This window comes from Allomesorhizobium aridi, assembly GCF_043769475.1.
Taxonomy (GTDB): Bacteria; Pseudomonadota; Alphaproteobacteria; order Rhizobiales; family Rhizobiaceae; genus Allomesorhizobium.
This window is the reverse complement of the sequence record NZ_CP171729.1, coordinates 2,521,953-2,543,058: the sequence shown is the minus strand read 5'-3', so window position 1 is coordinate 2,543,058 and position 21,106 is coordinate 2,521,953. Positions and strand designations below refer to the sequence as shown.

General features: G+C 64.4%; 16 protein-coding genes and 1 pseudogene. 12 read left to right on the top strand and 5 right to left on the bottom strand.

What is annotated here, in order from left to right:
• Positions 1–213: 213 nt before the first annotated feature.
• From coxB to ACG873_RS14520, 5 genes are read left to right on the top strand one after another with little or no spacing between them, the layout of a single operon-like run.
• Positions 214–1,167, top strand: a complete 954-nt coding sequence (coxB, locus tag ACG873_RS14540) for a cytochrome c oxidase subunit II (protein ID WP_394892604.1) — start codon at positions 214–216, stop codon at positions 1,165–1,167.
• On the top strand, positions 1,164–3,677 hold the full coding sequence (gene ctaD, locus ACG873_RS14535; protein WP_394892603.1) for a cytochrome c oxidase subunit I: 2,514 nt from the start codon (positions 1,164–1,166) through the stop codon (positions 3,675–3,677). Before coxB ends, ctaD begins: the two co-directional genes overlap by 4 nt.
• A 7-nt stretch (positions 3,678–3,684) precedes the next feature.
• On the top strand, positions 3,685–4,065 hold the full coding sequence (locus tag ACG873_RS14530) for a hypothetical protein (protein ID WP_394892601.1): 381 nt from the start codon (positions 3,685–3,687) through the stop codon (positions 4,063–4,065).
• On the top strand, positions 4,062–4,712 hold the full coding sequence (locus ACG873_RS14525) for a cytochrome c oxidase assembly protein (protein WP_394892600.1): 651 nt from the start codon (positions 4,062–4,064) through the stop codon (positions 4,710–4,712). Before ACG873_RS14530 ends, ACG873_RS14525 begins: the two co-directional genes overlap by 4 nt.
• The gene (locus ACG873_RS14520) at positions 4,709–5,767 is read left to right on the top strand and encodes a c-type cytochrome (protein WP_394892598.1); all 1,059 of its coding nucleotides are present in this window, start codon (positions 4,709–4,711) and stop codon (positions 5,765–5,767) included. The genes ACG873_RS14525 and ACG873_RS14520 overlap by 4 nt, the downstream gene beginning before the upstream one ends.
• 14 nt (positions 5,768–5,781) lie before the next feature.
• Here ACG873_RS14520 and soxG read toward each other — a convergent pair whose 3' ends face one another.
• From soxG to ACG873_RS14500, 4 genes are read right to left on the bottom strand one after another with little or no spacing between them, the layout of a single operon-like run.
• The gene (gene soxG / locus ACG873_RS14515) at positions 5,782–6,369 is read right to left on the bottom strand and encodes a sarcosine oxidase subunit gamma family protein (protein ID WP_394892596.1); all 588 of its coding nucleotides are present in this window, start codon (positions 6,367–6,369) and stop codon (positions 5,782–5,784) included.
• Positions 6,362–9,352 (bottom strand): sarcosine oxidase subunit alpha family protein, encoded by a 2,991-nt coding sequence (locus ACG873_RS14510; protein ID WP_394892594.1) that lies wholly within the window; start codon positions 9,350–9,352, stop codon positions 6,362–6,364. The genes soxG and ACG873_RS14510 overlap by 8 nt, the downstream gene beginning before the upstream one ends.
• Positions 9,349–9,651: a sarcosine oxidase subunit delta gene (locus ACG873_RS14505; protein WP_394892593.1), complete on the bottom strand. Its 303-nt coding sequence runs from the start codon at positions 9,649–9,651 to the stop codon at positions 9,349–9,351. Before ACG873_RS14505 ends, ACG873_RS14510 begins: the two co-directional genes overlap by 4 nt.
• A gap of 12 nt (positions 9,652–9,663) precedes the next feature.
• A complete protein-coding gene (locus ACG873_RS14500; RefSeq protein WP_394892592.1) occupies positions 9,664–10,923 on the bottom strand; it encodes a sarcosine oxidase subunit beta family protein in 1,260 nt (419 codons plus the stop codon).
• 261 nt (positions 10,924–11,184) lie between these two features.
• Between ACG873_RS14500 and ACG873_RS14495 the strand changes: the two genes are divergently transcribed.
• The 7 genes and pseudogenes from ACG873_RS14495 (at position 11,185) to ACG873_RS14465 (ending at position 20,092) form a co-directional block, all read left to right on the top strand.
• Positions 11,185–13,620: a mechanosensitive ion channel family protein gene (locus tag ACG873_RS14495; RefSeq protein WP_394893515.1), complete on the top strand. Its 2,436-nt coding sequence runs from the start codon at positions 11,185–11,187 to the stop codon at positions 13,618–13,620.
• Between the two features lie 231 nt (positions 13,621–13,851).
• Positions 13,852–14,115, top strand: coding sequence for a hypothetical protein (locus ACG873_RS14490; RefSeq protein ID WP_394893513.1), 264 nt, complete (start codon positions 13,852–13,854; stop codon positions 14,113–14,115).
• Positions 14,116–14,321: 206 nt separating this feature from the next.
• Positions 14,322–15,758: a UbiA family prenyltransferase gene (locus ACG873_RS14485; RefSeq protein ID WP_394892590.1), complete on the top strand. Its 1,437-nt coding sequence runs from the start codon at positions 14,322–14,324 to the stop codon at positions 15,756–15,758.
• Positions 15,755–17,109: pseudogene (locus tag ACG873_RS14480) on the top strand (FAD-binding oxidoreductase). Before ACG873_RS14485 ends, ACG873_RS14480 begins: the two are co-directional and overlap by 4 nt.
• A 62-nt stretch (positions 17,110–17,171) precedes the next feature.
• On the top strand, positions 17,172–17,606 hold the full coding sequence (locus ACG873_RS14475) for a transporter (protein WP_394892588.1): 435 nt from the start codon (positions 17,172–17,174) through the stop codon (positions 17,604–17,606).
• Positions 17,603–18,610, top strand: a complete 1,008-nt coding sequence (locus ACG873_RS14470) for an NAD-dependent epimerase/dehydratase family protein (RefSeq protein ID WP_394892587.1) — start codon at positions 17,603–17,605, stop codon at positions 18,608–18,610. Before ACG873_RS14475 ends, ACG873_RS14470 begins: the two co-directional genes overlap by 4 nt.
• A gap of 9 nt (positions 18,611–18,619) precedes the next feature.
• Entirely contained in the window at positions 18,620–20,092 is a 1,473-nt protein-coding gene (locus ACG873_RS14465; RefSeq protein WP_394892586.1) for an aspartate aminotransferase family protein, read from the top strand.
• A gap of 183 nt (positions 20,093–20,275) precedes the next feature.
• Here ACG873_RS14465 and ACG873_RS14460 read toward each other — a convergent pair whose 3' ends face one another.
• On the bottom strand, positions 20,276–21,100 hold the full coding sequence (locus tag ACG873_RS14460; RefSeq protein ID WP_394885740.1) for an IS5 family transposase: 825 nt from the start codon (positions 21,098–21,100) through the stop codon (positions 20,276–20,278).
• Positions 21,101–21,106: the final 6 nt, after the last annotated feature.

Here is a 21,106-nt window from a genome sequence, read left to right as displayed (position 1 = left end):
TCAGGCACGCGCCGGCTCCGTCCCGCCAGGAACAATAACGTGCGGTTACCGTTGTCGCCGGGTAGCGTTGCGATGCCCGGCCTGGTTGTTTGAACGACCCGGCTAACCGACGCCCCAGTCCGGTCGACAGTCTGGAGAGGGAGAGCCGACATAACGGGAAAGCCGAAACCCCGCGGCCGGCGATATCGGAACGCGAAGCGCTGCGGCTTCGCGATGTCCGTTTTGGCTGCCAGCGGCTGTTCAGGCATCCAGTCGGCGCTCGAACCCGCGGGCGCCGAAGCGGAAGCCGTCGCCCGGCTGTTCTGGGTCATGGTCGTTGCCGGAGGGCTGATCTGGTGCGCGGTGATCGGCACTCTGGTCTACGCCACCCGGCAGAGGCGGCGGGTCTACGGCGAGCATGCGGCTGGGCTGCTGATCCTGTGGGGCGGTGCGCTATTTCCCGCGCTGCTTCTGGCACTGCTCTTGGGTTACGCGCTCTGGCTGATGCCCAACGTCCGACCGTGGATCGCGCAGGCCGAGCCGGCGGGGCTTCGCATCGAGGTCGAGGGCGAGCAGTTCTGGTGGCGGGTGCGCTATCATCCCCCGAACGGCCCGCCGGTCGACGCCGCCAACGAGATCAGGCTTCCCGTCGGCGAGCGCGTCGAATTCGCCCTGACTTCGAGCGATGTGATCCACTCGTTCTGGATACCGGTGCTCGGCGGCAAGATGGACATGATCCCCGGCCGCACCAACCGCTTGACGCTCCAGGCGGCAAAGGCCGGCACCTATCGTGGCCCCTGTACCGAATTCTGCGGCACGTCGCACGCGCTGATGGCGTTCTCCGTCGTCGTCATGGAGCCCGATAATTTCCGTGCCTGGCTGGCGGATCAAGCCGGAACCTCGCAAAGCGCCCGCGCTCCGGGGCATGACCTCTTCATCGCCCATGGCTGTGCCGCCTGTCACGTCGTCAAGGGAACGGAAGCGCGCGGCGCGGTCGGCCCGGACCTGTCGCATGTCGGCTCGCGTGAAACGCTCGGCGCGGGCATCCTGCCTGTCAGCACCGAGACCATCGCCAGCTTCATCAGAGATCCGGACGTGATCAAGCCTGGCTCGCAGATGCCGGCCTTCCGAATGCTGCCCGAGGCCGATATCGCAGCGATCGCCGCCTATCTGGAGGGGCTCGAATGAAGCCGCCTCCGATCGCCTCCGAGGAAGTCCGCCGCGCCCAGGAAAAACGGCTGCGCGCCGTCTGGGAAACGCCCACCGGCTGGCGCTACTGGACCTCGGTCAACAACACCCAGGTAGGCGTCTGGTACACCAGCACCGCCTTCGCCTTCATGCTGTTTGCCGGCGTTCTGGCGCTTTTGATGCGCACGCAGCTCGCCGTCCCGGACAATGACTTCGTCTCAGCGGATTTCTTCAACCAGGCGTTTACACTGCACGGCACAGTGATGATGTTCCTGTTCGCCGTGCCAATGTTCGAGGCGGTCGCGATCTATCTCCTGCCGCCGATGCTCGGCGCGCGCGACCTGCCGTTCCCGCGGCTCTCCGCCTTCGGCTTCTGGAGTTTTCTGATCGGCGGCGTCTTCGTCTGCGGCTCGATCTTCTTCGACGCAGCGCCCAATGCCGGCTGGTTCATGTATCCGCCACTCGCCACCAACAAGGATTATTCGGGCATCGGCGCCGACATCTGGCTGCTTGGCCTCTCCTTCATTGAGGTCGCTTCGATCGCTGCCGCGGTCGAGCTCATAGTCGGCACGATGAAGTGCCGCGCGCCCGGCATGCGCGTCAACATGATGCCGCTCTTCGCCTGGTACTTGCTGATCGTCGCCGGCATGATCCTGTTTGCCTTCCCGCCGCTGATCGCCGGCGACCTGCTGTTCGAACTGGAGCGCATGTTCGGCTGGCCGTTCTTCGACGCGACGCGCGGCGGCGATCCCATCCTGTGGCAGCACCTGTTCTGGATCTTCGGCCATCCGGAGGTCTACATCATCTTCCTGCCGGCGATCGCGCTGATGGCGATGATCGTGCCTACCTTCGCGCAGCGCCCGATCGTCGGCTATTCCTGGATCGTGCTCGCGGCCGTTGGCACCGGCTTCCTCTCCTTCGGGCTGTGGGTGCACCACATGTTCGCGACCGGCCTGCCGCAGATTTCGCTGGCCTTCTTCTCCGCGGCGTCGGAGGCGGTGGTGATCCCGACCGGCGTGCAGATCTTCGTCTTCATCGCCACGCTGCTTGCCGGACGCGTCATCTTCGCCGTGCCCATGCTGTTCGGGACGGGCGGACTGGCCGTATTCGTCATCGGCGGGCTCACAGGGGTGATGGTGGCGCTCGCGCCCTTCGACTGGCAGGCGCACGACACCTATTTCATCGTCGCCCACCTGCATTACGTGCTGATCGGTGGCATGCTGTTTCCAGTCGTCGCCGGCCTCTACTATTTCTATCCGCTCCTCGACGGGAAGAAACTGTCCGACCGGCTCGGCAAGATCGCTTTCTGGCTGATGTTCGTGGGTTTCAACGTCGCCTTCTTCCCGATGCACCTCTCGGGCCTGCGCGGCATGCCGCGCCGCGTCTTCACCTATCCCGAAGGGCTGGGCTGGGACTGGTTCAACCTCGTTTCCACGATGGGCGCATTCGTCTTTGCGGCAGGCTTTCTGGTGGTGGTGTTCGATGCCGTGCGGCCGAAAGGGCGCCAGCCGAAGCTGGAACGAAACCCATGGAACGCCGGTACGCTCGAATGGATCAACGAGCCGGACGAGAATTGGGGCGTGCGGTCGGTTCCACTGATCGAAGGCCGCTACCCCATCTGGGACCAGCCAAATCTGATCCGGCACACCGACGAAGGCCGCTTCTACCTTCCGGACGCGGAGGAGGGGCGGCGCGAGACGCTGGTGACCTCCGTGCTCGACGCCGAGCCGATTTACTGCATGCGCGTGGGCGGCAACGCGGTCTCGCCGATCGTCGCCGCCTTCGCGCTCGGCGCCGTGTTCATCGCGCTGACCTTCGAATGGTGGCTCGCCACGGCGGCGAGTGCCGTCGTCACGCTCGGCGCGATCCTTTTCTGGGCCTGGACCGGCACGGCCGAGATCCCCGAAAAGCCGGAGAAGGATGTCGGCCTCGGCCTGACCCTGCCGCTCTATCGGTCGGGGCCGGAATCGGTCGGCTGGTGGGCGATGTTCATCACCATGGTCGGCGACGGAACGGCGTTCGGCAGCCTCGTCTTCGGCTATTTTTTCTACTGGACGATCCATCAGGATTTCACCGCGGGGATAGCTGGCCCCGGCGTGTTCTGGCCGATGGTCGCCCTGGCGTGTTTCCTGGCGGCATGGGCGCTGATGCTTGGCGCGCGAGGCGCGACCGTGCGCGGCTTCGTCGTCGGGATGCGGCTCGCGGTCGGAGCCGCCCTGGTGCTGACGGCCGCGGGAAGTCTGGCCGGCCTCTACGGCCCCTGGACGTATCGGATGGAGCCGACGACGCATGTCTACCCCGCGATCGTCTGGGTGCTTGCAGGGTGGACGGCGGTGCACGGAGCCGTGGGCATAATCATGCAGCTTTACTGCCTGGCGCGCAGCTTTGCCGGCAGATTGATGCCCACCTACGACATCGACATCCACAATGTCGTTCTCTTCTGGCACTTCCTGACCGCAACGGCGGTGACCACGTTCGCCGTCATCGGCCTGTTTCCGCTGGCGTTGTGAGGCGGCGATGCGGTTCCTCCCCAAGGAAATCGAAACGCTCTGGACGCTGTTCACCGCGCCCGTTGTCTGGGCGCTGCATTTTCTCGTCTGCTATGTCGGGGCTGCCATCTACTGCGCCAAGGAAGATGCCGTGGCTTTCGGCTTCGACGTCCTCCGCCTCGGCATCGGCGCGGTCACCGCCGCGGCGTTGGCGATGATTGTGCTCTCGGCTTTTCTCGCCTGGCGGCAATGGGGATTCGGGACCTACGAGCCGCCGCATGACGATCCGACCCCGCACGACCGCAGGCGCTTCCAGGGTTTTGCAACGCTGTTGCTGTCGGGCCTGAGCTTCATCGCCGTGATCTACACGGCGATCGCCGCGCTGATGATCTCCGGGTGCTTCCGATGAAACGTGCGGCGCTCATCATCGGCCTGCTGATGCTCGCGATCATCTGGGGCGGACCGCTCTTTGCCGCCGGCGAGACCTCCTTCACCGCCCACATGATGGCGCATATGGGCGTAGTCGCCATCGCCGCGCCGCTGATCGCGTTTGGGCTTGCCGGAACGGATTGGGATTTCTCACGGCGCTCACGGCTTTTCTCGCCCTTGCCTGCGTCTCTCCTCGAACTGGTCGTGATCTGGGCCTGGCACGCGCCTGCGCTTCGCCTGATGGCCGAAACGTCTCCGGCTGCCGCCGCTGCCGAACAGGCGAACTTCCTTGTGGCCGGGCTGATCCTTTGGCTGTCCTGCATCGGGCACAGCGGCCACGACAGAAACGAAAGAAGTGCGGCCGGCGCGTTCGGGCTCCTGTTCACTTCGGTGCACATGACGCTTCTCGGCGCATTGCTGGCGCTGACGCCGCGCCCGCTCTACGGCGCTGGCGAGGTGACTTGCCTGGGTATGACGCTCAGCGCCGGCCAGGACCAGGCGCTCGGCGGCGTCGTCATGCTTTTCGTCGGCGCTGCAGTTTATCTCGCGGGCGGGCTGGCGCTGCTGGCGCGGCTTCTGGCCGCCCAGGACGAGCGCGGCCGAACCGATCGGAGGCTCGCGCGATGATCCGGTTCCACTGGAAACACATCGCCATCGCGCTGGCGATCCTGCCCTTCGCGGCGGTGTTCGGGGCCTGGATCGGCTTCTTCAACATTGCCGCCTCGACTGGCCACTGGCAGATTACCGACTGGTTCCTGCATTTCGCGATGCGCTCGGCGGTGCGTACCTACTCGCTCGCCGTCGAACCTCCCGAGCGACTGCCCGCCGAAGGCATCCAGCCGTCGGCGGGACATTTTGAGCGCGGTTGTGCGATCTGTCACGGCGCGCCAGGCGTCCCGCAATCGCCCGCGGTCCAGAAGATGCTTCCGCGCCCGCCCGACCTCGCGCCGGTGATCGGCACCTGGACCGACGCCGAACTCTTCCGCATCGTCAAATACGGGGTACGCTTCACCGGCATGCCGGCCTGGCCCACGCAGCAGCGCGACGATGAGGTTTGGGCGATGGTGGCGTTCCTGCGCGTGTTGCCGAGGATGGACGCGCGAACCTATGGCGAATTGGCAATGGGCGGCGAAGAAAGTCCTGCGATGCACGCGAACGATTTCGAGGCAACGGTGGCCGATTGCGCGCGATGCCACGCCCGCGACGGGCGAGGGCGCAGCGCGCTCGTCCCGATCATTTCAGGACAGCGGGAAGAGTATCTGCGGGCGAGCCTCGAGGCGTTCGCCGAAGGAAAGCGCCCGAGCGGCGTCATGGAACTGGCGGCAGTCGAGGCCGACCGGCGTTTGTGGGCCGATCTCGCCCGCCATTTTGCATCGCAGCCGCGCGTTTCCACTTCGGCTGCTGCTTCAGGAGACGCTGCTCGCGGCCGGCAGATCGCCGAGTTCGGCATTCCGGAGCGCAAGGTGCCCGCCTGCCTGAGCTGCCACGGTGGCAGCCGGCGCAACCCGATCTACCCGACGCTCGCCGGCCAGCATGCGGAATATCTTAAAACCCAGCTACGCCTGTTCGCCGCCGGCCGGCGCGGCGGAACGCCCTTTGCCCATCTCATGGAAAGGACTGCGAAGGCCCTCGAAGAAAAAGAGATCGAAGATCTCGCCGCCTATTTTTCGTCGATCAAGTGACCTGTGCGGATCGACTACCGCACCTCGTACCCTACTTCCTCGCTCGCGTGGCAGAGCGCGTTCCAGAACGCCCGCGCGAACGAGCGGAAGACATAGAGGTCGAACTGGCTCGCGCCGGTTCTTTGAATTTGAGCGAAAATGTCGTGATGGACGGTCGAGCGGCCCGCGCCCACCGGGAATGCAGTCAGCGAAAAATCGATGGCGAAGAATTTCGCCAGCACCCATTCGGCCTTCGGCCCGGCAACCCGGATTGCCGTGCGGCCATGTGAGAGGTCGGTAACGGTGCCCATTTCGCTGGTGATCGCGGCGCTGAGCATCGCGAAAAGTCCTTCCGCCTGGTCGACGACCAGGAATTTGCCGGGCGCGATGCCGAACGCCGCCTTCTCCTCGGTCAAGATGCCGCCGCCCGCGCCGTCGGGCAAGGTAAGGCCGGCAACAGTCCGGATCGCGGCCATCAGATTCTTTTCCTCGCCCGGCCAGGCTGTGGCGTGGACGATCGAGCCCGGCTGGGTCTCGCTGAGCACCACGCCGGTGCCCTCGACGAAATTGCCGTGCGAGCCCGGTCGCCAGACAGGGCCAAGCGGCGAAAGCTGGTCAACCATGCATGCGTTTCCCTTCGGGATCGAAGAAGTGGTTGCTGACGATCTCGACCGGGCCGAAGCGGTCGCGCAGCGGATCGGAGATGAACGCGCGGGTGCCGATCCGAGCCTTTCCGCCCTTGACCAGCGCCAGGCCGATATATTTGCCGAGTGCGGGCGAATAGCAGACCGCGGTGATGTGGCCGATCGAGTTTTTCGGCTCTTTCTCGTTCACCTCCTCGACAATATGCGCGCCGCCCTTCAGCGGGCGGTTGTCGAGGGAGATCACGCCGACCAGCCGCACCCGGTCCTCGGCGATCAGGCCTTCGCGGTCCATCATCATCGAGCCGACGAACGGCTTTTTCTTCGACAGCATCCAATCGAGACCAAGATCGCGGCCGGTGGTGCGGCCGTCGATTTCCGCGCCGGTGACGTGACCCTTCTCGATACGCATGGTGCCCAGCGCTTCCAGCCCGTAGGGAACCATGCCGAAGGGCTTGCCGGCCTCGATCAGCGCTTCCCAGACATGCATGCCGTGACCGGCGCCGGAATAGACCTCGAACGCCATTTCGCCCGAGAAGGAAAGGCGGCAGATCATCACCGGCGCGCCGGCGATCTCGCCGTGGACGATGCCCATGAAGGGCAGCGTCTCGTTGTCGACTGCCGTCCCGGTCACGCATGACGCCAGGATTTCCCGCGCCTTTGGCCCGCCGATCGCAGCCCCCGCCCATTGGTCGGTGACGGAGGTGAGTTGCACTTTGAGGTCAGGCCAAACGACGTCCAGCAGATATTCGAGATGCTGCATAACCTTGCCGGCGTTGGCGGTGGTGGTGGTCATCAGGAAGTCGTCGTTGCCGAGCCGCCAGGTGGTGCCGTCATCGAGTGCGATGCCGTCCTCGCGCAGCATCAGGCCGTAGCGTGCCTTGCCGACGGCAAGGGTGGAGAAGACGTTGGTGTAGACGCGGTCGAGGAAATCGGCGGCGTCCGGCCCCTGCACGGCGATCTTGCCCAGCGTCGAGACGTCGACGATGCCTGCGGCTTCACGTGTTGTCTTCGCCTCGCGGATATAGGCCTGCTCGACCGTTTCGCCGGCAAGGCCATAGATCATCGGCCGATACCAGAGCCCGGCGGCATACATGGCCGCGCCGTTCTCGAGATGCCAGTCGTGCATGGGAGTCAGCCGTTCGGGCTTGAGTTCGCCGTAGCGTTCGGCGGCCAGCGCCCCGAGCGACACCGGCGAAAAGGGCGGACGGAACCGCGTCGTGCCGACGTCGGCGATGGGCTTGCCCAACGCCTCGGCCATGATGGCTATGCCTGGCACGTTGGATGTCTTGCCCTGGTCGGTCGCCATGCCGAGCGTGGTGTAGCGCTTCAAATGCTCGACGGAGACGAAACCTTCCTTGTACGCGAGACGGACATCGTCGGCGGTCACGTCATGCTGGTAGTCGACGAAGGCCTTGCCCTTGGCCCTGATCTCGAACACCGGAGCCGGATGCGCGTCGAGCGCCACAGGTTCGACCTCGGGGATGGACACCGGCCCGCCGGGCGAGCCGGCGGCCGACAGGCCGGCGGCATGGCCTTCGGCCAGCGCCTCGGTCGTCGTGAACCTCCCGTTGAATGCGCCGGCGCCGACCCAGTTCTGCGTCGGCTTCGGCGGCAGGAAGGCCTGCAGTGCCTCGTTCCACTCCGGCTTCATGCCGGCCTGGCTCGCCAGATGGATGACCGGCGACCAGCCGCCCGAGACCAGCAGGCACTCGGCATCGAGATGCCGCGCCTCGCCCGACAATGCGCCGTTCGCAACGTCGAATTTCTGCACCTTGATGCCCGAGACGTGCCTGCCGCCTTCCGTCGCCACCACGGCATGGCCGCGCAGCAGCTCGCCGCCGGCTTCTTCGGCGATTTCCCGCGCCGCCTCCGAGATTTCGCCGCGCACGTCGACGATCGCGGCGATCTCAGCGCCGGCCTTCCTCATGGCGGCGGCGGCGCGATAAGCGCCGTCATTGTTGACGAACAGCGCAACCTTCTGGCCGGGCAATATGCCGAACTCGTTGGCGTAGCGTTCGGCGGCGCCCGCAAGCATGACGCCGGGGCGGTCGTTGCCCGGAAAGACCAGCGGCCGCTCGAACGCGCCGGTCGCCACCACCGATCCGGCGCGGATCGACCAGTGGCGGTGGCGCGGCTCGCCCTTGGCGGGCGCGCTCTTGTGATCGGTGACGCGCTCCAGCGCGGCGATGGAATTGTCGTCGTAATAGCCCCAGACGGTGGTGCGCGGCAGGAGCCGAACGTTGTCGCGCGCCTTCAGGTCGCGCACCATAGTCGAGGCCCATTCCGCCGCGGCAACGCCGTCCATCGTCTCGCCCGACCAGTTGGCCGTACCGCCGAATTTCGGCTCCAGTTCGGCCAGGATGACGCGCGCGCCACTATCGACCGCAGCCTTGGCGGCCATCAGGCCCGCGGGGCCGGAGCCGACCACCAGCACGTCGCAGAACGCGTTCATGCGCTCGTAACGCGCCGGGTCGCTGGCGATGCCGGCGCGACCAAGACCAGCTGCTCGGCGGATGAAGTATTCGCAGAACATCCAGAAGCGGGTGCCTTTCAAGGGCCCGACCACCGGCCCCATGAAGGTCTTGTAGTAGAAGCCGGCGCCGAGGATCTTGCCGCCGAGCTGGTTTGCCGCGCCGAAGTCGAAGGCGAGCGTCGGGAAACGGTTCTGGCTGACCACGGTCAGCCCGTCGTATATCTCCAGCATCGTCGCGGGCGTGTTGGGCTCGCGCACTTCGCCGTGAAGCACCGTCACCAGCGCGTTCGGCTCGTCGATGCCGGCAGTCAGCACGCCGCGCGGGCGGTGATACTTGAAAGATCGCGCAAACAGCGTCACGCCGTTGGCGAGCAACGCGGACGCCAGCGTATCGCCCGCATGCCCGGTGAAGGGCCGTCCGTCGAAGGTGAAGCGGATCGTGCGCGTCCGGTCGACCCGACCGCCGGACTGGCTGCGGCGAGGGCTCATGAATGCGCTCCCGTCCGGCGGTGGCCATCGGATTTTTTGTGGCCGGCATCGCGGGAGAAGCCGACGCTGGTAATCTTGTGCGTCAGCGTATTGCGCACAACGGCCAGATGCGCGCGGCAGCCGCCGGCATGCTGCCAGATCTCGTTGTGATCGCCGGCGACGTTGACGCGATCATAAACATAATCGTTCCATTCCGCCTGGTCGGTAGAGGCCGGATCGGGGCGCGTGCGGTTGCCGTCGCCCTGGTAGCTGAATTCGGAGAGGTCGCGCGGGCCGCAATAAGGACAGGTTATCAGCATTTCTTGAAGCGCCTAATGAAGTTTGGGCGTGGAGCCCTGGCCTTTTTCGTCGATGAGGATGCCGCGGTGAAAACGGTCGAGCGTGAACGGCGCGTTGATCTCGTGAGGCTCGTCGCGGGCGATCGTGTGGGCAAAACACCAGCCCGAAGCCGGCGTCGCCTTGAAACCGCCGTAGCACCAGCCGCAATTCAGATACATGCCGGGTAGGGGACCGGTGGTAATGATCGGTGAGCCGTCCATCGACATGTCCATGACGCCGCCCCAGGAGCGCAGCAGCCGCACCCGCGCGAAGGCGGGGAACATGGCGAGCAACTCGCTCATCACCTCCTCGACCAGCGGCAGGTTTCCGCGCTGCGCATATGTATTGTACTCGTCGAGGCCGCCGCCGAAGACCAGCCCGCCCTTGTCGGACTGTGAAACGTAGAGATGCCCGCCGCCGAACGTCACTACGCCCGGGAGGATAGGCTTCAGCGATTCGGACACGAAGGCCTGCAGCACGTGGCTTTCGATCGGCAGCTTGTCGATCCCGGCGAGCTTCATCACCTGGCCTGTGCTGCCGGCCACCGCTACCGCAACCTTGGCGGCGCGGATTTCGCCGCGCGTGGTGGTCACCCCGATGATGCGGTCTCCGTCGCGCAGGAAGCCGGTGACCTCGCAATTCTCCAGTATGTCGACGCCGCGCCGATCGGCGCCACGCGCATAGCCCCAGGCGACGGCGTCGTGGCGGGCCGTGCCGGCCTTGGGCTGCAGCAGGCCTCCGATCACCGGGAATCTGGCCGAGCCCGAGACGTCCAGGCCGGGGTAGAGCCGGGCGATCTGGTCGGGATAGAGCAGTTCGGCGTCGCCGCCGGCATGGCGCATGGCGTTGCCGCGACGTGCATAATCGTCGAGTTGCGCCGGTGTGTGGGCAAGATTGAGGACGCCGCGCTGCGAAAACATGACGTTGTAGTTGAGATCGTGCGACAGGTTCTCCCACAGCCGCATCGAATGCTCGTAGAAGCGGATGCTCTGCGGATACAGGTAGTTGGAGCGCACGATCGTGGTGTTGCGGCCGACATTGCCGGACCCCAGCCAGCCTTTTTCCAGGACGGCGACATTGGTGATGCCGTGCTCCTTGGCGAGATAATAGGCGGTCGAAAGCCCATGCCCTCCGCCACCGATGACGATGACGTCGTAGGACGGCTTCGGGTCCGGCTTGCGCCAGGCAGGCTTCCAGTCGCGATTTCCCGTCAACGCGTTCTTGAGCAGCGAAAAGGCCGAATATTCCGCCATGGATCATGTTTTCCGATTGGGGCGATGGCGCACACTAGTGGCACGGTGTGCGCCCCAAAGCCAATATTGCGCCATGGCTTTTCATATGGCCGACTCCTTTTCGTTCCGCCGCCACCGTTCCGCACGGTCGCGAGGTCGCCGCGGCTTGCCCGGCTGCCGCGCCGTCTCTATCACTGTCGAACTTCGCCGACCTGTCACTCACTGAGTCGTTTGGAGATCATGCCAGCTTCCAAGATTTGATCGTTGATCGCGCTTTTCATTATGGGGCTCGCCTTCTCGGTTTTTCCTGCCGGTGCACAGAACGTCGGCCAGAACGGTTCGACGATCGTCGATGAGCAGCGCGTGGCGATGGACCGCCTGCGGCTGGCCACCGACGAACTCGAGAAGAACATCGCCGCCAACGCCGAGGTCGACGCGGGTCTGGTCGATACGCGCCTGCAATTGGAGGAGGCCGAACGGGAGCTGATCAGGACCAGTGTCGCGTTCAGGCCGCGTCTGGCCGAGATCAACGGCCGTCTCGAGCAGTTGGGGGCGCCGCCTGCCGAGGGTCAGCCGCCCGAACCGGAACTCATCACCAGCGAACGCCAGGCGCTCCTGGCTGAAAAGGCGGAAATCAACGCCGCGCTCGGCGTCGCCGAAGATCAGTCGATCCGCATCAATGGGCTGATCACCCGCATCACCGAGATGCGGCGCGACCTCTTCTCCCGCCTACTGACCCGGCGCTACGATATCGGCAGCGCGCTGGCGGGCGAGGTTGCCGAAGCCGCGCAGATAGAGATCGGAGAGTTTTATCGCACCGTTTCTTCTTGGCTCCGCTTCGTCGTCCAGTTCAAGCTGCGCTCGGTTCTTTTCGCCACCTTCTTCGCCCTGCTGGCGGCGGCGGTCCTCCTGATAGGCGGCAGGCGGCTGTTCGGCCGCCTGTTCGAAGCCGACGGCGATGTCGAGAACCCGTCCTATCTCAGCCGGCTGTCGGTGGCGTTCTGGTCGACACTGGTGCCGACCGCCGCCATCGCCGTATTTCTCGCGACGACCTACCTGCTTTATGACTATTTCGGGGTGCTGAGGGACGACATCGGCACGATGATGACGTGGCTCTTCATCGTCATCGGGCTGGTGTTCTTCGTCCACAGGCTCGGCAGTTCGGTGCTTTCGCCGCGCCTGCCCAACTGGCGACTTATCGCCGTGGATACGCGCGCCGCCAGGCTTCTGCTGTGGCTGGTCTCGGCGACCGCCATCTTCACCGGTATCGACGTGTTCCTGAGCACCGTCTACGGCGTTCTGGATTCGCCGTTGTCGCTCACCGTCGGCGAAAGCCTGATCGCCACGGTGCTGACCGGCATTCTGGTCGTGCTGATCGGATTGGTGCGGCCTTCCACCGGCGAAGACGGCGGGCCGAGGCAGTGGCATCCGCTCCTGCGCAGCACATTGTTCCTGCTCGGCGGGGTCACCATCGCTGCCGCCCTGTTCGGCTATATCGGCTTAGCGCGGTTCCTTTCGACGCAGATCGTGGTCACCGGCGCGGTACTTGCCACAATGTATATTGGCTTCCTGTCCGCCAGGGCGGTGGCCGAGGAGGGCGCCTTCGCCAACACCGCGCTCGGCCGACGCATCGAAGGCAGGTTCAGTCTCGACCCCGCCACGCTGGACCAGCTTGCCCTGGTGGTCAGCACCGCCATCAATATCCTGATCGTCGTGGTCGGCGTGCCGCTCATCCTGTTCCTGTGGGGGTTCCAGCCCGCCGACATCCAGGCTTGGGTCTACAAGGCCGCCACCGGGATCACGATCGGCTCCTTCACCATATCGTTCACAGGCATCTTGTCGGGCGTCCTTGTCTTCATCCTGGGCTTTTTCCTGACGCGCTGGTTCCAGGGATGGCTCGACGGTTCGGTCATGGCGCGCGGCAAGGTCGATGCCGGGGTACGCAATTCGATAAGAACGGTGATCGGCTATGCCGGCCTGGCGATCGCCGCACTGATCGCCGTCTCGGCAGCCGGCATCGATCTTTCCAACTTTGCCCTGATTGCTGGCGGCCTGTCGCTCGGCATCGGCTTCGGACTGCAGAACGTCGTCTCCAACTTCGTTTCGGGACTGATCCTGCTGGCCGAGCGCCCGTTCAAGGCGGGCGACTGGATCGTAGCAGGCGCCGTTTCCGGCACGGTCAAGAAGATCAGCGTCCGCGCTACCGAGATCGAGACGTTCCAGCGCCAGACCGTCATCCTGCCCAATTCTGAACTGATCAACAGCGCGGTCGGCAACTGGACGCACCGCAACAAGCTCGGCCGCGTCGATATCAAGGTCAATGTCGCATATGACAGCGACTCCAAGCGCGCCCACGATCTGATGCTGGGGATCGCGCGCGAACACCCGCTGGTTCTGAAGAATCCTGAGCCCTTCGTGCTGTTCGTCAATTTCGGTCCGGCCGCGCTGGAGTTCGAAATTCGCGTGTTCATCGCCGATATCCTGAACGGCAACACGGTCCAGAACGATATCCGCTTCGCCATACTCGAAGCGTTCGAACGCGAGAACATCGCCATACCGTCCACGGCGCGCTTTATCCCACCTCCGCCGGAGGAGAATTGGCCGACGGACGACGACAAGCTGGAAGCCGAGCATTTCGAGCAGGCCAAGGCGAGCGAAGAGAAGGCAAGGCAGCCGCCGGCACAGCGGCGCAAAGGCCGCAAGCCGGACCCTGACTAGAGCATCGTGCCGAAAAGTGGATGCCGGTTTTCGGCAAAAACGATGCGAAAACAAAAGGTTAGAGCGAGATGCCCGATCCGAAATCGGGCGGCTTGCTCTAGCGGGCATTCCCAATCATGGCATGAATGCGGCATTCAGTTGCGGTTCAGCTTCGAACTCCTATAAGGTCGCGGCAAGAGCGGAAATGCCTTGCTCAACGCAACCAGAGGCGGTGGCAACACCGACAATGAAATGATGAAGTCCGTGATCGCCGCTGCTGCCCTTCTTGCCTTGGGCAGCACGGCCTTTAGCGCCAGCGCGATCAACCTGGACGCCGAACCGCGTACGCTGATTGTGACCGAAGGCGGCAGCAAGACCGAACTTGCCCTCGGCAGCGGCGAAACAGTGGAATTTTGCGAAGGCGGCTGCTTCGTCACCATGCCCAATGGCGACCGCGAGGCGCTGACCGGCACGGAGACGATCGAGATTTCGGGCGGCGTCGCCCGCATCAAGTAACGCCTTGCCGTCACGGAAACGGGGCCGGACAATTTTGTCCGGCCTTTTATCGTTTCCGATAACGCAGCCTTAAGCACGACACCCGAAATACCCGCCCGCCCAATGGTTTACCGCCGCCGGTTTAACAATCCATAGCCCTGTTCCCGCTATACCCGCACGAAGACGCCGGAAAAACGGCGCGGCGGGAAACAACAGGGCTTTCGGACATGGATGCGCGGTCGGACAAGAATGCGGCGCCGCTTGCGGTCGACCTGGACGGGACGCTTATTGCCGGCGACCTGCTCTGGGAAGGGCTGTTCCTGCTCATCAGGAAGAACCCGCTCTTTCTGTTCCTGGTGCCGTTCTGGGCGGCGCGGGGGCCGGCGGCGCTGAAACAGGCGATCGCCGCCCGCGTCGACATTGATCCCGCCTCACTGCCCTATCGCGCCGCCGTGCTTTCAAGGCTTCGCGACGAACGCGCCGCCGGCCGCAAGATAATCCTCGCCACCGGCACCCCGCGCAAATTCGCCGACGCGATCGCTGCGCACCTCGGCCTCTTCGACGCAGTGCTGGCGACTGACGGGCTGCACAATCTGACGGCCGGCCGCAAGCGCGCGGCGCTGGTCGAGGCCTATGGCGACGGCGGCTTCGATTATGCGGGCAACAGCCGCCACGATCTCAAGGTCTTCGACGCCGCCCGAGCGGCGATCGTGGTTGCGCCCGACCGGCACGCCGCGCGCTGGCAGGCGGCCCACGGATCGGAGAAGATCGAGGTCCAGAAGCCGACCTTCAAGACCATCCTGAAGATGCTTCGCGTCCACCAATGGCTGAAGAATTCGCTGATCGCGGTGCCGATGGTGCTGTCGCACGAGTATTTCAACATCCACATGCTGGTCGCCTGCGCGCTGGCCTTCGTATCGTTCAGCACCGCCGCCTCGGCGATTTACATTGTCAACGACTTCTTCGACCTGGCGCTCGACCGCCAGCACCCGACCAAGCGCAACAGGCCCTTCGCCAGCGGCGTCCTGTCGATGCCGTTCGGGATGGGGTCGGCTGCCGTACTCCTGGCGATAAGCTTCGCCACAGCGGCGTTCCTGCCGTCGCTGTTCATGGCGGTGCTCGCCGCCTATCTCGTCGCGACCACCGCCTATTCGCTGTCGGTCAAGCGCATGCTTCTGCTCGACGTGCTGATGCTGGCATTCCTCTACACGATGCGGCTGCTTGCCGGCGCGGCCGCCACCGGCGTCGACGTCTCGTTCTGGCTGCTCGCCTTCTCCACCTTCTTCTTCCTGTCGCTGGCGCTGGTGAAGCGCTTCGTCGAGCTTCGCGCGTCGGATCTGGTGCGCGGCGAACGCATAGCCGGGCGCGGCTATCGCGCCGAGGACCAGGACGTCATCGCCCAGGCCGGCATGGCTTCGGCATTCTCGTCGGCGCTGGTTCTGGCGCTCTACATCGACAGCGACGCCGTGCGCGAACTCTACCCGCATCCGTGGATGGTGTGGCCGCTGGCGCCGATCGTGCTCTATCTCACTATGCGCGTCTGGATCCTGGCGCGGCGCGACGAGATGCATGACGATCCTGTCGTCTTCATCATCAGCGACTGGCGCAGCCAGCTTGTCGCTCTTGCAGGCGGGGCGATGCTCCTGATCGCAGGCTGGGCATGAGCGCCGCGTCCTATCAGAGCTTCGGCCGGGCGACCCCGCTGGCGCGGCGCGCCGTGTCGGCTGCTGACGCCATCGCGCTTCTGAGAAGCGGCGGCGCGGGCGAGGGCGCGATCCTGCCTTACGGCAATGGCCGCTCCTACGGCGATTCCTGCCAGAACGACGGCGGCAGCATCGTCGACATGCGTTCGCTGAACCGGGTTCTGGGCTTCGACCCGCAGACCGGCGTGATCGAGGCGGAAGCCGGCACGCTGCTCAGCGACATCATCGCCCACGCCGCGCCGCACGGCTATTTTCCCGCAGTCGTGCCTGGCACGCAGTTCGTGACCCTGGGCGGGGCCATCGCCAACGACGTGCATGGCAAGAACCATCACCGTCGCGGCAGTTTCGGCTGCCATGTCGTCTCGTTCACGCTGCTGCGCTCGGACGGCAGGACCTATGAGTGCTCGGCCGCCGCCAATCCGCGACTGTTCGCCGCCACGATCGGCGGAATGGGCCTGACCGGCATCATCCTTTCGGCAAGGCTGCGGCTGATGCCGGTTCCGTCGCTCGACGTGATGGAAGAGATAAAACCATTCGCCTGCCTCGCCGAATATTTCGATCTCGCCGAGGCGGCCGACCGCGACAATGAATACGCCGTCGCCTGGATCGACCAGCTCGCAGGGGGGCCGGGGCGGGCAGGGGGCTGATGATCACCGGCAACCACGCCAGGTACGGCGCGCGCGCCGCGAGGGCTGCGCAGGCTCGGCTGTCTGTGCCGTTTCAGCCGCCCTTCACCGTGCTCAACCGCCCGTTCCTGAGAGCGTTCAATACCGCCTATCGCTGGCGCAAGGGCAGCGCCAGCGGCGTCCGGCAGACCGGCTATCAGGGCTTCTTCTTTCCGCTCGACGGCGTCTCGAACTGGAACAGGCTCTACGGTCCGCGCGGGCTGTTCCAGCACCAGAGCGTCGTGCCTGACGAGGCCGCGCGCAAAGCCATTTCAGAGCTGCTAGCCGCGGCCCGCGGCGCCGGGCAAGGCTCGTTCCTTACCGTGCTGAAGCGGTTCGGCGCGCTGCGTTCGCCCGGCCTGCTCTCGTTCGCGCGTCCGGGATACACGCTGACGCTCGATTTCCCCAATCGCGGCGCCGCGACCCTCGCCCTGCTGGACAAACTCGACGCCATCACGATCGACGCCGGCGGGGCAGTCAATCCCTACAAGGATGCGCGCATGGGCGCAGAGGTGTTCGCCGCATCGTTTCCAGATTGGCGCCAACTCGAGGCGGTTCGCGACCCGGCGTTCATGTCCGACTTCTGGGCGCGTACGGCACAGGTTTTGCTGAATAGGGGTGAGGCGCTCGCGCATGCGGCCGAGTGACCCGTTTTGGATCATTCCAGTCGGGCGTTGTTCTAAACTCAAGGGCGAGGGTTGATGAAGACATGAAGTACATCGCGTTCATACTTTTCACGGTGATGACCAATGCCGCCGCACAGCTGATGCTGAAGCACGGCATGATGACGCTCGGCCCGATTTCGTTCGCCGGGGTCAATCCGGTGATCAAACTCCTGCAGATCGTCTTCAGCCCCTGGGTGTTCCTCGGCCTGTCGACCTTCGTGATCTCGATGGCGTCGCATCTCTATGTGCTGTCGAAGGTCGAGCTATCCTTCGCCTATCCCTTCCTCAGCCTCGCCTATGTGGCGGTTGCGGTCTTCGCCTATTTCGTCTTCCGCGAGGATCTCAACGCGTGGCGCATCGCCGGCATCGGCTTCATCTGCGTCGGCACCGTGCTGATCGCCCAAAGCGGGCGCGGCCATGACGAACTGGCCGCCGCTGCCCCTTCAACTCCCCTTCAAACCAGTGAGCTTGCGCAATGAGACACATCATCTTTGGAGGAGACGGCTTTGTCGGCCGTCATCTGGCGCCGAAACTCCTGGCCGACGGCCAGGAGGTTATAGTCGCCGACATCGTCAAGAGCGATCTGGGGCATTACCGCCATGCCCGCTTCGCCACCTGCGACGTGACCGATCCCGGCTCGGTGGCCAACGTCGCGATCCGCGCCGACGACATGGTCTATAACCTTTCGGCCAAGATGTTGTCGCCGATCCAGGTCCGCGCCAAGCGCCACGATTTTTTCTTCCCGGTGAATTACCACGGCACCGAAAACATCATGCGTGCCATGGACAAGGCGGGCGCAAAACGCCTCGTCCACTTCACGACCGACATGATCTACGGCCATACGGTCACCTATCCGATGACCGAGGATCATCCGGTTGCGCCGCTGGGCGAATACGGCCTGTCGAAGCTGAAGACCGAGGAACTCGCCGCCGAATGGCGCGAGAAGGGCATGAATATATCGCTGTTCCGCCCCCGCCTGATCATCGGCCCCGGCCGTCTCGGCATACTGGAAAAGCTGTTCAAGCTGATCGACTGGAACCTTCCGGTGCCGATGATCGGCTCGGGCCGCAACCCCTACCAGTTCATCTCCGTCTTCGACTGCGCCGAGGCCGCGCGACTGGCGTGGAAAGCCGGGGTGCCGAACGAGGCCTACAATCTCGGCTCGCTCAACCCGCCGCCGGTGAAAAAGCTGCTCGGCGATTTGGTCAAGCATGCCGGCTCGAAGTCGCTCCTCATCCCGACGCCGGGCTGGGCGGTCAAGCGCACGCTCGACCTGCTTGACCTGATGAACATGCCGCTCATGGATCCGGAGCAGTACCTCATCGCTGATGAGGAATGCGTGCTCGACGTGTCGAAGGGCAAGCGCGATCTCGGCTGGGCGCCGCAGTACCGCGACGAGGACATGCTGATCGCCGCCTACAAGGAATACCGCGCCAAGAAAGACGGCCAAGAAGTGGTCGCATCCCAAGTTCCGGCCGAATAGGAGAGCCTGATGAACATCATGACCAAGCCAGAGACGACCCATACCCGCGCGGTGGTGAACGCGCCTTCGCTCTCGCCCGATGCGATCGCCAAGCCGGACTTGATCAGCGTCGAGGCCGCCAAGGCGATGAACCTCGCCACGATGACCGACCTGTTCAAGGCGCATCTCAATCCGGGACAGCTGCATTTCATGAAGTTGCTCGGCTTCCACAAGGTGAAGGTCGAGAGCGCCGAAGGCATGTTCTATGTCGACCAGAACGGTCGCAAGATCCTCGACTTTTTCGGCGGCTTCGGCTCGCTTGCCTTCGGGCACAACCATCCCCGCATTCTCGATGCGCGCAAGAAGTTCCAGGACGAGAAGCGCCACGAGATCGCCATCGCCTTCATGTCGCAATATGCGGCGGCCCTTGCGCACAATCTCGCAAAGTGCTCGCCGGGCAACCTCGACATGGTGTTCCTCGGCTCCTCCGGCTCGGAAGCGATGGAGGCGGCGATCAAGGTCGCCGAGCGCGCAGCCGGCCCGAAGCGGCCGAAAATCGTCTATGCGGAGAATTCTTTCCACGGCAAGACCAAAGGCGTGCTGTCGATCACCGATGGCCAGCTCTACCGCGGCGAATTCAAGCTAACCGACAACACGGTGCGCGTGCCCTTCGCCGACATCGACGCGGTCGAGGCGGCGTTCAAATCCGATCCGGCGATCGGCGTCATCGTGCTTGAGACCATCCAGGGCGGCGGCGGCATCGTCCAGGCGCCGGCCGAGTACTGGCAGAAGCTGCGCGCGCTATGCGACCAGTACGGCGTGCTCTGGGTCGCGGATGAAGTGCAGTGCGGCCTCGGCCGCTCCGGCCGCTTCTATGCCTTCGAGCATTACGGCGTCGTGCCGGACGTCACCGCGCTGGCAAAATCGCTCGGCGGCGGCAAGTCGGCCGTCGGCGCCATGATCGCCAGCCGCGAGGTCTATATGAAGGCCTATGGCACGCCGAAGACCGCCATGATCCATGCTGCCGCAACCTTTGGCGGCATCGGCGAAGCCTCGATCACCGCAATCGAGGCGCTCAACGTGCTTTACGACGAGGGGCTGATCGACAATGCGGCGGCGACCGGCACCTATCTGCTCGAAAGGCTGCAGGCGCTGCAGACAAAACATCCCAAGATCATCAAGGATGTGCGCGGCAAGGGCTTCATGATCGGGCTCGAATTCCACGATTTCTCGCAGACCCTGCCCATGGTGCTGCGGCCGATCGTCAGTGTGCTCGACGACAAGTTGAAGGGCTCGCTGTCGGGCTTCGTCGGCGCTCTGCTGTTGCGCGACTACGACGTCCTCGTCGCCTTCACCGAATATAACCGCAACGTCATCCGGCTGGAGCCGCCGCTGATCTGCCAGCCGGAACATGTCGACCGCTTCGTCGACGCGCTGGACAGCCTCTTGTCGCGCGGCATCGTCTCGATCGTGAAGGATTTCGTCAAAAGCCAGGTGAAATAGGGCGGGATTTCACCTGTTGCGAAGAACGGCCGGAGCATGCTCCGGCCGTTTGCGTTTGGGCAGACCCCTATCGTGGACGCGCGAGGACGAAAGCGCTATCTTTGTGGCAGATGAGGTAACTAACGCCATGAATCTCCACATTGAAAATCCTAAGAGCCTGAATCAAAAAGCGATGTTTTGATATCAAGCTCTTGCGAGCCTGCGTGTGAGCAGGCGAATGTGGGCGACGTATAACCAGGCTTCTGCGGAGGCGATGGATTTCTCCCAGTCCTTAGCCAGCCTGCGGCATCGCCCCAGCCATGCGAATGTGCGCTCCACGACCCAGCGGCGCGGCAGGACCTCGAAGCCTTTGGCTTTGTCCGTCCGCTTGACGATCTCCAGGGTGAACGTGCCGATCTTTTGCATCGCGCCCTTAAGCTTCGGCCCGGCATAGCCGCCGTCGGCGAAGACGTGTCGCAGCCACGGCCAGCGTTCGAGAATGGTCTTGAGGGCAGCCGGTGCGCCGTCCCGGTCCTGGATATCGGCGGCATGGACGACGAGACCGACCATCAGCCCGATGGTGTCGACAACGATGTGACGCTTGCGCCCGTTGATCTTCTTTCCTGCGTCGAAGCCCCGAATTCCGCCGCTTTCCGTGGTCTTGACCGATTGGCTGTCGATCACGCCCGCCGTCGGACTCGCTTCCCGACCCTCGGCCTCGCGCGCCGCCATGACGAGGCTGTTGCTGATGGTCCGCAACAGGCCCTCCTCACGCCAGCGATAGAAGTACTTCTGCACCGTTGAAAAGGGTGGGAAGTCTTTCGGCAGCAATCGCCACGCGCCGCCCGACGAGGCGAGGTAAAGAAGTGCGTTCACGACCTCGCGCAGGTCCGTCTTGCGCGGCCGGCCGATGCGGTTCGCCGACGGCATCATCGGCGCAATCAGCGCCCACTCCGCATCGGTCAGATCGCTTGCGTAACGGGCGCAACGCCGCTCATAATGCGCACGGGTGATTTCAGTCCAGGCCATCGTGAT